This is a genomic window from Oerskovia enterophila, assembly GCF_044748475.1.
GTDB lineage: Bacteria > Actinomycetota > Actinomycetes > Actinomycetales > Cellulomonadaceae > Oerskovia > Oerskovia enterophila.
Window position 1 is genome coordinate 578,486 of sequence record NZ_JBIVFZ010000004.1, and the last position, 13,949, is coordinate 592,434.

At 71.5% G+C, this 13,949-nt stretch carries 12 protein-coding genes; 7 read left to right on the forward strand and 5 right to left on the reverse strand.

Annotated elements, in window-relative coordinates; all coding sequences use genetic code 11:
• The first annotated feature begins 29 nt into the window (after window positions 1-29).
• From ACIPWA_RS15435 to ACIPWA_RS15445, 3 genes are all read left to right on the forward strand, one after another.
• Window positions 30-794 (forward strand): SAM-dependent methyltransferase, encoded by a 765-nt coding sequence (locus ACIPWA_RS15435; protein ID WP_400291426.1) that lies wholly within the window; start codon window positions 30-32, stop codon window positions 792-794.
• Window positions 795-1,391: 597 nt separating this feature from the next.
• Window positions 1,392-2,387: an NADP-dependent oxidoreductase gene (locus tag ACIPWA_RS15440; protein WP_400291428.1), complete on the forward strand. Its 996-nt coding sequence runs from the start codon at window positions 1,392-1,394 to the stop codon at window positions 2,385-2,387.
• A 47-nt stretch (window positions 2,388-2,434) separates the two neighbouring features.
• The gene (locus tag ACIPWA_RS15445) at window positions 2,435-3,292 is read left to right on the forward strand and encodes an alpha/beta fold hydrolase (protein WP_400291430.1); all 858 of its coding nucleotides are present in this window, start codon (window positions 2,435-2,437) and stop codon (window positions 3,290-3,292) included.
• 659 nt (window positions 3,293-3,951) lie between these two features.
• On the opposite strand, the gene merB is transcribed toward ACIPWA_RS15445, so the two are convergent.
• From merB to ACIPWA_RS15460, 3 genes are all read right to left on the reverse strand, one after another.
• Window positions 3,952-4,650 carry an organomercurial lyase gene (merB, locus tag ACIPWA_RS15450; RefSeq protein WP_056653180.1) on the reverse strand — a complete coding sequence of 233 codons (699 nt, stop codon included), beginning with the start codon at window positions 4,648-4,650 and terminating at the stop codon, window positions 3,952-3,954.
• A 95-nt stretch (window positions 4,651-4,745) separates the two neighbouring features.
• Window positions 4,746-5,459 carry an SDR family oxidoreductase gene (locus ACIPWA_RS15455; protein WP_056653183.1) on the reverse strand — a complete coding sequence of 238 codons (714 nt, stop codon included), beginning with the start codon at window positions 5,457-5,459 and terminating at the stop codon, window positions 4,746-4,748.
• 97 nt (window positions 5,460-5,556) lie between these two features.
• Window positions 5,557-6,633: an alkene reductase gene (locus ACIPWA_RS15460; RefSeq protein WP_056653186.1), complete on the reverse strand. Its 1,077-nt coding sequence runs from the start codon at window positions 6,631-6,633 to the stop codon at window positions 5,557-5,559.
• 185 nt (window positions 6,634-6,818) lie between these two features.
• On the opposite strand from ACIPWA_RS15460, the gene ACIPWA_RS15465 reads away from it, so the two are divergent.
• The 4 genes from ACIPWA_RS15465 to ACIPWA_RS15480 all read left to right on the forward strand — a co-directional run bounded on the left by ACIPWA_RS15465 (window position 6,819) and on the right by ACIPWA_RS15480 (window position 9,529).
• Entirely contained in the window at window positions 6,819-7,421 is a 603-nt protein-coding gene (locus ACIPWA_RS15465; protein ID WP_056653189.1) for a TetR/AcrR family transcriptional regulator, read from the forward strand.
• A 187-nt stretch (window positions 7,422-7,608) separates the two neighbouring features.
• Complete coding sequence (locus ACIPWA_RS15470) at window positions 7,609-8,346, forward strand: HEAT repeat domain-containing protein (protein ID WP_056653619.1); 738 nt, start codon at window positions 7,609-7,611, stop codon at window positions 8,344-8,346.
• 163 nt (window positions 8,347-8,509) lie between these two features.
• Window positions 8,510-9,091, forward strand: coding sequence for a VanZ family protein (locus tag ACIPWA_RS15475; RefSeq protein ID WP_056653192.1), 582 nt, complete (start codon window positions 8,510-8,512; stop codon window positions 9,089-9,091).
• An 81-nt stretch (window positions 9,092-9,172) separates the two neighbouring features.
• Window positions 9,173-9,529, forward strand: coding sequence for an iron chaperone (locus ACIPWA_RS15480; protein ID WP_056764333.1), 357 nt, complete (start codon window positions 9,173-9,175; stop codon window positions 9,527-9,529).
• Between the two features lie 75 nt (window positions 9,530-9,604).
• Here the strand turns inward: ACIPWA_RS15480 and ACIPWA_RS15485 are convergent, their stop codons facing one another.
• Both ACIPWA_RS15485 and ACIPWA_RS15490 read right to left on the reverse strand, forming a co-directional pair.
• Window positions 9,605-11,389, reverse strand: coding sequence for a glycoside hydrolase family 43 protein (locus tag ACIPWA_RS15485; RefSeq protein ID WP_400291435.1), 1,785 nt, complete (start codon window positions 11,387-11,389; stop codon window positions 9,605-9,607).
• A 49-nt stretch (window positions 11,390-11,438) separates the two neighbouring features.
• A complete protein-coding gene (locus tag ACIPWA_RS15490) occupies window positions 11,439-13,949 on the reverse strand; it encodes a beta-xylosidase/alpha-l-arabinosidase (protein ID WP_400291437.1) in 2,511 nt (836 codons plus the stop codon).

A 13,949-nucleotide genomic window follows, 5' to 3' on the forward strand; every position in this document is an offset into this window, starting at 1 on the left:
GACCGTTGGTCCTCGCGTAGGGTCCGGGGATGGAACGATCCACCCTCTTTCGCCTGGCGCACTCCGAGCACCCGATCGCGTCGCCGCTGAGCGATGCCCGCGTCGAAGGCCTCCTCGACCGGACGACGGGCGGACGACGGAGCGTCCTCGACCTCGGGTGCGGTGACGGCACGTGGCTGCTGCGGGCGCTGGGCCGGGAACCCGGCCTCACCGCGGTGGGGGTGGACATGTCCGACGTCGGGTTCGAGGAGACGCTGGCCAAGGCTGCTGCCGCGGGCATGGCGGACCGGCTGACGCTGGTTCAGGGCGACGTCCGGGAGTACGTGAGCGAGGTGCCGTTCGACGCGGTGCTCAGCGTGGGCGCGGCGTACGCGTTCGGGGGCCTCGGCCCCACGCTCGAGGCCGCGCGCGGCCACCTCGCCGCCGACGGTCTGCTCCTGCTCGGTGACTGCTTCTGGCCTGCGCCTCCGACAGCGGCCGTCCTCGACGGCCTCGGTGGCCTCTCGGCGGACGAGTACCTCGACCTGCCCGGCACCGTCGACCTCGTGACGCGGCACGGGTGGGCGACGGTGCAAGGGCACGTCAGCACGCTCGAGGAGTGGGACGACTACGAGTGGGCGTGGACCGGGGCTCCGGCTCGCTGGGCGGTCGAGAACCCGGACCACCCTGACGCGGGTGAGGTGCTCTCCGAGGTCGAGAAGCACCGCAACGGCTGGCTCCAGGGGTACCGAGGCGGTCTGGGGTTCGTCACGCTGGTCCTGCACCCGGGCCGGGCGACCGTCACGAGTCCCTGAAGATCCGTCTCCCGGTAGCGTCGAGACCCAGGTCCGACGCACCCAGACTGCCCCTGCCGCGCCACCGCCTGGGTACAGACTCCCGCCCGGCTCGTCGCCAGGGAGGACATTGCTCTCTCGCCGCAGCGGAGCCCTGCGCGATGCCGCCAATGAAATGCTCGGTGGCGCGGATCTGAGATCGGTGAGCTGCCGATGTGGCGGGCGTCTCGGCGATCTCGGGCGACGGTGGTCATCGCGCCAAGACGCCAGCTGGAGTCCGCTTCGCGCATCGCAGTCTTCCCACCCTGCAGCAAGACTGCGTCAGCTTGCCTCGGCGCGGTCGGCGATGCTCTTGACAGAAATTCTGACTACGCTCAGACTTGAGTGTAGTCAGGATAGTCGTCAGGGAGGGAGCTCGCGTGTCGGAGCAGCGGGGCCGTCCGGCCAACGCCGCCGCCCTGGCAGGCCTCCTGCCTGCCGCCTCGGTCACGATGTACCTGGACGCAGGGCACGGCGCGGTCTTTCAGCATCACAGCGCGTTCGTCGCCGCCGCGCGCGACTTCCTGCGTCGCCGACCACCATCACCCCACCGACAGATCCGTAGGAGACAGAGAGATCATGCGAGCGTTCGTGTTCGACAAGTACAAGGGCCCCCTGCAGGAGACAGACGTCTCTGAACCGGCCGTCGGCGAGCGCGACGTGCTCGTACGGGTGCAGGCCGCCGGGCTGAACCAGCTCGACGAGAAGATCCGCACCGGCGAGTTCAAGCAGATCCTGCCGTACAAGCTCCCGTTGATCCTCGGCCACGACCTCGCCGGGACCGTGGTCCGCGTCGGTGCGAAGGTGCAGGGGTTCGAGCCGGGTGACGAGGTCTACGCTCGCCCGCGCGACGGCCGGATCGGCACCTTCGCCGAACGCATCGCCGTCGACGAAGCCGACCTGGCACTCAAGCCCGCATCGATCAGCCTGGAGCAGGCCGGATCCCTGCCGCTGGTGGCCCTGACCGCGTGGCAGGCACTGGTCGAGCGCGGGAAGGTGCAACCGGGCCAGAAGGTTCTCATCCACGCTGGCGCCGGCGGCGTCGGCACGATCGCGATCCAGCTCGCCAAGCACCTGGGTGCGCACGTCGCCACGACCGCCAGCGCGGCCAACGCCGACTTCGTCCGTGAGCTCGGCGCGGACACCGTCATCGACTACCGCAGCCAGGACTTCGAGGAGCTCCTCGATGGATACGACCTGGTCCTGGACAGCCTGGGCGGGCAGAACCTCGAGAAGTCCTTGCGCGTGCTCCGGCCCGGCGGGAAGGCAATCGGGATCTCGGGCCCCCCGGACCCGGCCTTTGCCCGCGAGGCAGGCCTGAACCCGGTCTTGCGCCTCGCGATCACTGCACTGAGCGCCACGATCCGTCGCCAGGCCAAGAAGCTCGGCGTGACCTACGAGTTCCTGCTCATGCGCGCCAGCGGCGACCAGCTGCGCCAGATCACCGCCCTCGTCGAGAAGGGGACGCTGCGCCCCGTCGTCGGGAAGACGTTCTCCTTCGACCAGACACCTCAGGCCCTCGACGCCCTTGCCCACGGCAAGGTTCGCGGCAAGGCCGTCATCACCAACCCCTGACCCGTCTCCGACGAGTCCTGATCACGACCAACCTCGAGGGAGACATCATGACCTCCAGCCAAGAGCCCGTCATCACGTCCTACGCGAAGGCCCCGGCAAAGAGCATCACCGCGGGAGGAGTCACGTTCGCCTACCGTGAGCTCGGACCGAAGGGCGGTATCCCGGTCGTGTTCTTCGTCCACCTGGCCGCGACCCTGGACAACTGGGACCCACGCATCGTGGACGCCATCGCAAAGACCCGTCACGTCATCACGTTCGACCAGCGAGGCGTCGGCGCCTCCTCCGGCACCGTCCCCCACACCCTCGAGGCGGCAGCTGACGACGCCTACACGTTCATCACGGCGCTCGGTCTCGACAAGATCGACATCTTCTCCTTCTCCATGGGCGGCATGATCGCCCAGGACCTGGTCGTCAAGCACCCTGACCTGGTCCGCAAGCTCGTCCTGACCGGCACCGGCCCCCGCGGCGGGAGGAACATCGACAAGGTCGTGGGAGTCACGTACTGGGACATCTTCCGGTCGGTCATCACCCGGTCGGACCCGAAGGAGTTCCTCTTCTTCAACCGGGACAAGGTCGGCAAGAAGGCCGGGAAGGAGTTCGTGGAACGCCTCAAGGAGCGCACCGTCGACCGTGACGCGCCGATCAGCAACAAGGCGTTCGGTACGCAGCTGAAAGCGATCCAGCGGTACGGCCGCTCGGCCCCGTCGGACCTCTCGGTGATCACCCAGCCGACGCTGATCGCCAACGGCGACAACGACCGCATGGTGCCCTCCATCCTCTCCGCAGACCTGCACCAGCGCATCAAGGACTCGGAGCTGATCATCTACCCCAACTCCGGCCACGGCGGCATCTTCCAGTACTGGGAGAAGTTCGCCCCTGTCGCCGCGAAATTCCTCACCGACTAGCGCCCGACGGCACACGAAGTGAACGGACGGCATGAAGATGAGCGGCAGCGTCACGACGACACCGGAGGTGTCGAAGCACTTCACCTCGTCCATCCTGTTGTGGATGCGCACCGACCAGCCCGGCAAGGTGGAAGGGCCCTCACTCGGGCATCATCTCCGCCACCCCCGGCCTTCTCGAGTACCGGCAGACCCACCTCGCCGAGCACAACCCCGGCCGCTGGCCGAACACCTCCGGCGTCGAGACGGCGATCCCGGAGGATCGGTGGATCGACGGGATCGCCGAGGTCACCTTCGAGAACGCCTTGTCCCCGCTGGTCGGCCGCAAGCAGACCGCACTGGCGTTCGAGGACGAGGTGAACATCTTCCGTCGCACGCTCCTGCATGCCGGCCCTCCCGGATCCTCCCGCTGGTACGACGTCGCCCCAGGCGAGAAGCCACCTACGTGAAGAACGGCAAGATCCTGCCCCACCACGAGGAGTAGCCAGCCGGGAGAAGAAGCTCGGCGCACCAGTGCTCAGCGCCCGCCGTTGCGCTGTTCGTCGTGACGGGTCGACCGGTAGGCCGGACGTAGCCCGGGAACGAGCGCGTCCTCGCCAGTGTTCTCACCGACAGCGCTGCGAGAGGGCTTTGCGAGCCACCGGTCCGCGGGCCCTGCAGCATCATGCTTGGGTCGGTTGCCCGTCGAGATCCGAGAGGCCCCAGAAGGATCCGTGCAGGCCGACGCTGCGGAAGTACTCGGCGGCTGCGGTGAGCTCACGCCGGGTGTAGCGGGCATCTAGACGGCCGTCGTACCAGTGGGCCGCCAGTCGCCACAAGGTGCTCAGGTCCATGACGTACCCGCGGGTGTTGCCGGTGCGTGTCAGCCAGTCGTCCACGCACTCCTCGGAGCAGAAGATGAGCTGGTTCTCGCAGGCGTGCGCCGCGTCGGGCCAGATCTGGTCGGCGGGGGTGAGGAAGTGGGCGACGTGGTCCCCAGCAGGTGGCTCCTGGTTCGTGACCGTCCAGGCGTGCGGGGTCGTGCAGGCGGGGCAGGTGGTGGCGACCAAGACCTCCGGGGCGTCGGGCACGAGGTGGGGGATCGCGAACGAGTCCCAGGCGCAACCGCCCCACCACAGCGCGTGCGGGCCCATCACCGAGAACCCGAAGGAACGGGTCGCGAAAGGATGGGCCATCTCGACCTCACCGTCCCTGAGGACAAGGTGGCGGGTCTGGGCAAGCTCTTCGAGTGCGTGGGCGTAGGCCATGGTCGTCGTGCCGAGCTGCCAGGCGAGCGCCTCTCGCGAAGGCAGACTCCCCTCCTTGGCAAGGTGGGTGTAGATCGCCAGGCGGGCGCGCTCCGCGAGGTCGGTCAGAGCCATCTCGTCATCCTCTCCGCATCCCGCACGCTGATGCAGCCTCTCTGGTGCGGGCTGCACCGCGGTCACCGGCACCGCGGTGCAGCCCACCCGCAGGATCAAGCGTTCGCGTTCACCAGCTGGGGATAGACCAGCTCGAGGGGGGCGCTGAGCCCGGCCTTGGCCTGCACGGACGTCTGATCGGCCAGGACCTCGAGCTCGCCTGCTTCGACGGCGTCGAACACGATGCGCACGAGGTCGGCCGGGTCGGTCTTGGGGTCGGTGGCGTGCGCGGCCATCGCGGTGTCGACATAGCCGACGTGCACTCCCACGACCTGGACCCCGGCAGGGGCGAGCTCGAGTCGCAGGGAGTTGGTGGCCGACCACAGGGCGGCCTTGGTCGCACTGTAGATGCCGGCGACCGCGTACCAGCTCAGCGCGGAGTGGATGTCGACGATCACCGACGCGCTCTTGGCCGTGAGGATCGGGGCGAAGGCCCGGGTGAGGAAGAGCGGGCCGAGGAAGTTCGTCTCGACGTTGGCGCGGATCTCGTCGTCGGTGTGGGTGAGGATGCCGGCGCTGGACACCGATGCGCCTGCGTTGTTGATCAGCACCGTCACGTCTGGGGCAGCCTGGACCGCGGTTGCGATGGACACGGGGTCGGTGACGTCGAGGGCAAGCGGGACGATGCGCTCGTCGCCCCAGGCGCGGGGGGTGCGCGCGCTGGCGTAGACCTTGCTCGCTCCTCGGGCCAGTGCTTGGTGGACGAAGTGGGTCCCGATCCCGCCGTTGGCTCCGGTGACCAGGACGACGGCGCCGTTCAGTGATGACATGTTCTGCTTCTTTCTTCGTGTGTGGACGCGATGTGCGGAGGCGTGAGCCGCCCACCCCTCCGGGGCGGAGCAGGGCGGGCGGCTCACGGGCACGCGCTCAGGCGCGTGTCAGGACCGGGTAGTCCGTGTACCCGGCCTCGCCGCCGCCGTACAAGGTGGTGGGGTCCACCTCGTTCAGCGGAGCGTCGGTGCGCAGGCGCTCGACGATGTCGGGGTTGGCCAGCGCGAACCGCCCCAATGGCGCGACATCTGCCAGACCCGCGTCGATGTCGTCGGAGATCTGCTCGCGTGAACGCCCGTACCGCACCACGAGCACCGCGGTCGGCCAGGTGTCGCGGAACGAACGCAGCAGCTCGTCGTCGCCGACGTGGTGCAGGTGAAGGTAGGCCAGATTCAGTCCCGCGAGCTCGCCGACCAGGTGCCGGTACTGGGCGCGCACCTGCTCGGTGTCACCCTCGTCGATCCCGCCCAGGGGCATCGACGGCGACAGACGGATGCCCACGCGGTCGGCTCCGATCTCCTCGGCCACCGCACGGGCCACCTCGATCACGAACCGGGACCGGTTCTCCACCGATCCGCCGTAGGAGTCCGTGCGGTGGTTCGCGTTCGGGGACAGGAACTGGTGCAGCAGGTACCCGTTCGCGCCGTGGATCTCCACGCCGTCCGCGCCGGCGGCGATCGCAGAGGCTGCCGCGTGACGGAAGTCCACGATCGTGGTCTGGATGTCGTCGATGCTCAGCTCCCGGGGCACCGGAGTCTTCTGCGGGCCCGTGGCGGTGAACATGTCCTGCTCGGCGGAGATCGCCGACGGCGCGACCGGCTGACGGTGATGCGGGGTGTTGTCGGGGTGTGAGACGCGCCCGACGTGCATCAGCTGGATGTAGAGCGCGCCCCCGCTCGCGTGCACCTCGTCGGCGACTTCGCGCCAGCCCGCGACGTGTTCCGGGGTGTAGATGCCCGGGGTGTTCAGGTACCCCTGCCCATCTGCCGAGGGCTGGACCCCTTCGGTGATGACGAGCCCAAGCGAGGCGCGCTGCCCGTAGTAGCGGGCTGTCAGCGGCCCAGGGGTGCCGTCAGGGTTGGCCCGGCTGCGGGTCATGGGAGCCAGTGCGAGCCGGTGGGCGAGCTCCACGCGGCCGAGCGTGAACGGCTGCCAGAGGGAAGACGTGGTCATGAGGCTGTTCGTCCTTCACATCGAGGGGTCGCGAACGCCACCGCCGCCCAGCACCCACCAGCCGGTGGACACCAAGGTGTCCCCCGAGAATGGGAGAATGAGGCCCGATACTTCCGAGCCCACACAGTAGTGACTATGCTCGGAACTGAGCGCAGTCAGGTTCTATTCCCGAAGGACGTCGTCCCATGTCAGTCGCCCCCCAGCCCGTCGGTCGACGCGAACGGAACAAGCAGGACAAGCTCGACCGCATCACCGCCGCCGCCCGAGAGCTCTTCTCCGAGCACGGCGTCGACGACGTCACCACCCAGCAGATCGCCGACAAGGCCGACATCGGCACCGGCACCCTGTTCCTGTACGCCAAGACCAAGGGCGAGCTCCTCCTGCTCGTCCAGAACTCCTCCTACACCGACGCCCTCGCCCGCGGCAGGGCAGCCGCCGATCACGCCGAAGACCCTCTCGAAGCCGTGATGGCGATCGTCCGCCCCGTCGTGGAGTGCAACCGCGCCCAGATCTCCAACGGCCGCACCTACCTGCGCGAGATCGTCTTCGGCGACCCGGACGAGCCTCACCACCGCAAGGCCCTCGAGCTGACCGTTCAGACCGAGGAAGCCATCGCAGCCGTGCTGCAACGCGACCAACGCATCAACCCCGCCAAGGCCGCGACCCTCGCTCACATCGTCTCGGCGATCATGCTGCTCAGCATGGCCGCGACGGCCAACGCCGCACGCCCCGTCGAGGCAATCGTGCAGGAGATCGCACACCAGGTGGACGCGCTCCTACCAGACTGACCCACGACACCCGACCGACGGGTTCGCGGGGTGGCGTCGACGAGCGCGACGTCGTCGTGGAGTAGGAATCGGGCGCCCGTGAGTCCGCCTGCACGCCGGACCCAGGGCCGAGACAGGCCCTTCGGCAGCTGAGCCTCAGCCGAACGGCCCTACCCCGGGCGGGGGTGGAAGCCCTAGCGTGCTGGTCATGAGCGTGCGTGACGAGCATCGGGCCGCCTTGCGCGCGCTCGACGGCGATCCCGCCGCCGTGCGCGCGTTCCTCTCCGCCCGCTCCGGGCTGCCCGGGCCCCGGGCGAACCTCGAGCTGATCGGCGCGTTCGCCGACGTCGCGACGGAAGGCCTCGTGCTCGCCCTGGCCGACAGCCCCGACGAGTACCTCCGCTGCTGCGGGACGGTCGGCCTCGGCCGGCTCGTCGTCGACGTCCCCGCCGGTGCGCGCACTGAACTGGTGGCCCTGCTGCGTGACCGCGCCGCCGAGGGGTCGTGGCGCGTCCGCGAGGCTGTCGCGATGGCGCTGCAGCGCATCGGCGATGCCGAGCCCGCGATCCTCGGCGCGCTCGTGGCGTCCTGGGTCGACGACCGAGACCCCCTGGTTCGCCGAGCCGCGGTCGCTGGGATCTGCGAGCCGCGCCTCCTGCGAACCCCCGCCACCGCGACCACCGCCCTGGACGTCTGCGCGGCCGCCACCGCCTCGATCGGCGCGCTCCCGTCCGGCGCCCGCCGCGACACCGGCGTCCGGGCGCTGCGCCAGGCCCTCGGGTACTGCTGGAGCGTCGCCGTCGCGGGCGACCCGGCTGCCGGCCTGCCGCGTCTCGCCGCGCTGCGCAGCTCCGACGACCCGGACGTGGCGTGGATCGTGCGCGAGAACGAGAAGAAGACCCGCCTTCGCCGCCTGCTCGACCCGCCCGACGTGCGGCCCGGCTGATCGAGCGCCGCGCGCACACGCTCCGCCCAGGGGACGACGGTCGCACTCACCGTCCCCAGGGATCCGACCACAGACGGATGCCGAGCTCGTCGGACAGCGGGCACCGTTGCGTGGAGCCGCGGCACCAGCCGCGTTCGTGTCTCGGAGAAGGTGCAGGTCATCCGTGTTCCAGCAGGTCCCGGTCCTCCCGGTCGTCATCCCTCTGGCCGCCGCAGTGCTCGCGGGGTCGATGTGGTCCCTGATCCGCAGCGGGCGGTTCTCCGTGCCGCGGGCCGCGGTCGCCCTCGCGCTCGGCGTCTACGTCGCCGGGATCGTCGCGAACACCGTCTTCCCCGTCTTCCTGGACAAGCCCGTCAGCAGCGCCCCCTGGGGCAGCCATCTCGCCGTCGTGCCGTTCGCGGACTACGAGATCGCTGACGCGGTCATGAACGTCCTGGTCTTCGTCCCGGTCGGCGTCCTCGTGCCGCTGCTCGTGCCCCGGGCCTCGTGGAGGAAGGTCGTGGTGGCGGCAGCGGTCCTCTCCCTGACGATCGAGGTCACCCAGCTCGTGACGGCGCACCTGGTGGGTGGCGGTCACATCGCGGACGTGAACGATCTGCTCTTCAACGTCACCGGTGGGGCGGTCGGCTTCGCGGTGTTCTCGGCGCTCGTGAAGGTCCCGTCCTTCAGCGCCTTCGTCGACCGGTTCCGCTGGCACGCGATCGAGGTCCGCGGAGCCGAGGTCGGCTCAGCACAGCGCGGGTGACACCGGAGCGGGCCCGCGGGAGGCTTGCCCCACGGCCCGACGACCGAGCCTCCACAACACCAGCCGAGAGCGAGACACCCCATGACGACGTCAGCCGACCACGACTCCTACATCGCCGCAGCGCCCGAGGTCTTCCAGCCGTCGCTGAGGCGGTTGCGCGCGCTGCTGTCCCGCACTCTGCCGGAAGCGGAGGAGATCGTGGCCTATGACATGCCGGGGTTCGCCGTCGACGGCTCGGTCGTCGCGAGCTACGCGGCGTTCAGCAAGCAGTGCGGGCTCTACGTCCTCCCGGGCGCCATCACCGCACATGCCGACGAGATCGCAGCCGCCGGTCTCCAGGCGACCAAGACCGGCATCACCTTCTCGCCGCGCAGACCCGTCCCGGACGACCTCGTCGAACGCCTGGCGTCGGCGTCACGCCACGCGGCCGGGGCCTGACGCCTCAGCCTGGGAGCGGCGCCCCTGCGGACAGCGTCGGCCTCCGACCTGGGCCGCCGAGGCCTTGGTCGCGCGCTAGCGCCCCCGGTACTCCACCCGCTCGACGTCCGCCACGGTCGCCGTCGGCGTCCCGCGGCCCGTCGCGTACGGCCCGAGCCACACGCCCAGGAACCCTCCGGCCTCGGGCGAGCTGAGCCGCCCGCCGTGCACGGTCGCGACCGCGACGAACCCGTCCCCGGTCTCGACGCCGAACGCGTAGTCCTGCCCTGCAGCGTGCAGCACCACGTCCACGGGCCCCTCGGCCAGGCCGAGCGGTCCGAGTGCCGTGCGCCCCACGACGACCTCCTCGCCTCCGAAGCGCTCGACGACGAGCACCTCGCGCCCACCGGGCGCACCGGCCGGACCGGGCGCCGCCCGCGTCACGACCGCCGCGATCCACGCCTCCTCGGACTGGCGCACCGCGAGCCCGGCCCACTCGTCGGGCCCGGCCGGGTCGACGTCGACGCGCACCGTGAGGTCCACGTCCCTGTGCTCCTGGCGGCGCCCCAGGAACGCGGGGGTCGCGACGTCGGACAGCGTCGCGGGCAGCAGCGCGAGCCGCAGGTGCCCGGGCCGCTCGGTCAGGGACCAGAACCGGTCCCCGGTCCGCACCTGGTTCCACGCGAGGCCCAGCGCATCACCCGACGTGCCGTCGAACGTCTCCCGCACGACGACGGCGCTCGCCTCCACGGACGTGTCACCAGGCGTCTCACCCGACGCATCGCCCGGGACCGCGCCGGCCCGCTGCGCAGAAGCTCCTCCCCGCGATGCCGCACCCGCCCCCGGAAGCCGCGCTCCGACGTCGGGCAGGGGGAAGCTCCCCGCGACGTGGCCCACGCCCGGGGCGACCACGGGCCACCCGTCCTCCCAGACCACGGGCGTGAGGAACGTCTCGCGCCCCAGGTTGGGGAAGTAGCCGCCGTAGGGGCGGCTGCCGAGCAGGACCATCCACCACTCGCCGGCCGCGGTCTCCACGAGGTCCCCGTGCCCGACCCCGACCACGGGGAAGTCCCGGCCCAGGTGGCGGTGCGTGAGGACCGGGTTCGCGGGGTTCCCCGTGTACGGGCCCGTCACGGCGTCGGCTCGCGCGACCGAGACCGCGTGCTGGTGCTCGGTGCCGCCCTCGGAGGCCAGCAGGTAGTAGTGGTCGCCCACCCGGTACAGGTGCGGGCCCTCGGCCCAGACCGCGCCGTGCAGCGCGCCGCGCCACAGGACGTGCTCAGGGCCGACGAGGGCCCCGGCTGCGAGGTCGAGCTCGCGCAGCCACACCTCGGTCTGCCCCTCCCACTCCCCCGGGTCGGCGAGTCGCGTCGCGGTGAGCCACACGCGAGCGCCGTCGTCGGGACCAGCGGTGTCGTCGGGACCAGCGGTGTCGAAGAAGAGCGACGGGTCGATCCCGTCACCCTCAAGCCACACCGGGTCGGACCACGGCCCGGCGGGGTCGGTCGCGGTCACGAGGAGGTGCCCACCCTGGCCCTGCGTGTGGACGAGCGTCGTCACGACGTAGAAGGTCCCGGCGTGGTGGCGGATCGTCGCGGCGTACAGCCCGCCCGACGACGGCACGCTCGACAGGTCCACCTGGTCGGTCCGGTGGATCGCGTGGCCCACCGGCGTCCACGTCACGAGGTCGCGGCTGTGGAAGACCGGCAGGCCCGGGAAGTACTCGAACGTCGAGGTGACGAGGTAGTAGTCGTCGGGCGCGAGGGTCCCGTCCGCCCGGGTGGCCCCCGGGACCCGGCAGATGCTCGGGTCGGGGTGCGTGCCGGGCAGGACGGGGTTCGCGAAGGTCCGGGCTGCCGGACCCGAGGGCGGCCGGACCACGGGAATCGGCTGCGCGGCCGATCGCCTGACCGACCTCGGGTCCGTCACCTCAGACCTCGCCCACCACGAGGGGCGCGTGCAGCTCGCGCGTGTGGTCGACCACGCGCACGTCGCCCACGAGCGACACCGGGGCCACGAGCCGCACGTCGGCGTTCGACGCCCCGAACCGCAGCTCGATCGCGCCCGGCTCGACGATCCGGCGCCCGTCGCGCCCCGTGAAGGACAGGACGTCGGCGGGCACGGTCGCGCTCACGCGCGCCGAGGCGCCCGCGGCGAGCGGCACGCGCACGTACCCGACGAGCCGCTGCACGGGCCGCACGACCGAGGCCACCGGGTCGTGCGCGTAGAGCTGCACGACCTCGACGCCGTCGCGCCCGCCCGTGTTCCGCACGACGAACGACGCCTCGAAGGCCCCGTCGGTCGCGGCCTCGGCCGCGCTCACCACGAGGTCCGACCAGTCGAAGCTCGTGTACGTGAGCCCGTGGCCGAACGCGAAGGCCGCGGTCGGGTCGATGTTCGACACGTCGGTCGCCTGCGCGAGCGTCGCGGCCAGGTAGGAGGTCGGCTGGGCGCCCTCGGTCCCGGGCACGCTCACGGGCAGCCGGCCCGACGGCGCCACGCGCCCCGACAGGACGCCCGCGACCGCGGGGGTCCCCTCCTCGCCCGCGAAGAACGCCTGGACGATCGCCGCGGCGGCGTGCTCCCCCGGTGCGGGGGTCGCGGCCGCGCCGAGCGCGTAGGGACGACCCGAGAGGATCGTCGCGACCACGGGGCGGCCCGTCGCGAGCAGCGCGTCGAGCAGGTCCTGCTGGGCACCCGGCAGGCGCAGCGACTCGGCGTCGCAGCCCTCGCCGCTCGTGCCGCGACCGAACAGGCCGGCCCGGTCGCCCAGGGCGACCACGACGACGTCGGCCTCGCGAGCGAGCTCGACCGCTGCCGCGATGCCCGCGGCGTCGGCGGCCGCGACCTCGGCCGTGCTCACGGCCCCGGTCGAGGACGGGTCGCTCGTGCCGTCGAGCGTGATCGCGGGCAGCACGTCGACAGCGACGCCGGGCAGCTCGGCGCGCAGCGACGCGGCGAGCGTGGGCAGCGAGATCCCGAGCGGGATCTCGGGGTGGGCCAGGCCCACGTGCGCGGGGAACGAGTAGCAGCCGAGCACGGCCATGGGGTCCTCGGCCGTGGGACCCACGAGCGCGATCCGGCGCACGTCCGGACCGAGCGGGAGCACGCCGTCGTTCGCGAGCAGGACCACGGCCTGCTCGGCGACCTCGCGGGCCAGTGCGCGGTTGGCGGGGCCGTCGAGGTCGACGGTCCCGCGCAGCGCGGCCAGATCGATGTCCTGCGCGGCGGCCCCCGCCCCGGCGACGGCTGCCAGAACGCCCGCGGGCACGTCGCGCAGCACCTCGGGGACGGGGTCCCAGCCGGCGTCGAGCAGGCCGAGCTCGACCTTCTGGCGCAGCACGCGCTCCAGGGCCCGGTCCACGAGCGCGACGTCGACGTCCCCGGCCTCGAGGGCCGCGACGAGCGGCTCGCCGAACGTCTTGACGGTCGGCAGCTCGACGTCGACCCCCGCCGCGAGCGCCGCCGCGGCGGCCTCTGCCCAGTCGCCCGCCACGCCGTGCATGATCTTGAGGAACGCGATCCCGAAGTAGTCGGCGACCACGGTCCCGTCGAAGCCCCACGTGTCGCGCAGCAGTCCCGTGAGGAGCTCGCGGTCGGCGGCCGACGGGATGCCGTCGGTGTCGGTGTAGGCGTGCATGACCGAGCGCACGCCGCCCTCACGGACGGCCATCTCGAACGGCGGCAGGATCACGTCGGCGCGCTCGCGCGTGCCCATCGAGACGGGCGCGTGGTTGCGTCCGCCGCGCGATGCCGAGTACCCCGCGAAGTGCTTGAGCGTCGCGACGATGCCCTCGGACTCCAGGCCCTGCACGTACGCCGTGGCGACGGTGCCCACGAGGTACGGGTCCTCGCCGATCGTCTCCTCGACGCGACCCCAGCGGGCGTCGCGCACGACGTCGAGCACGGGGGCCAGGCCCTGGTGCACGCCGACCGAGCGCATGTCGCGACCGATCGCGGCGGCCATGCGGCGCACGAGCGCGGGGTCGAACGACGCGCCCCACGACAGCGGCACGGGGTAGGCCGTCGCGCCCCAGGCCGAGAAGCCCGCGAGGCACTCCTCGTGCGCCACGGCGGGGATGCCGAACCGGTTCGCCGACCGCACGCGCTCCTGCGTGCGCAGCAGCGACAGCGCACCCAGGGCCGGGTCGACGGGGTTGGTCCCGAACGGACGGGTCAGCTGCCCCAGCCCGTCGGGCAGGAGCGCGTCGAGGTCGACGCCGTCCTCCATGTCGTGCTGGTGCGGGGCGACCTCGCCGCCCTCGGCCGACGCGCCGACCCACACCCCGAAGAGCTGGGCGACCTTCTCGCGGAGGGTCATCTCCGCCATGAGCGCCTTGACGCGGGTCGCGGTGTCGACCGACGGGTCGGACCACACGGGGAGGGGCTCCCCACCGGGGCCGGGCACGGCAGAGGACGGCAGGTTCGTCTGAAGAGTCAT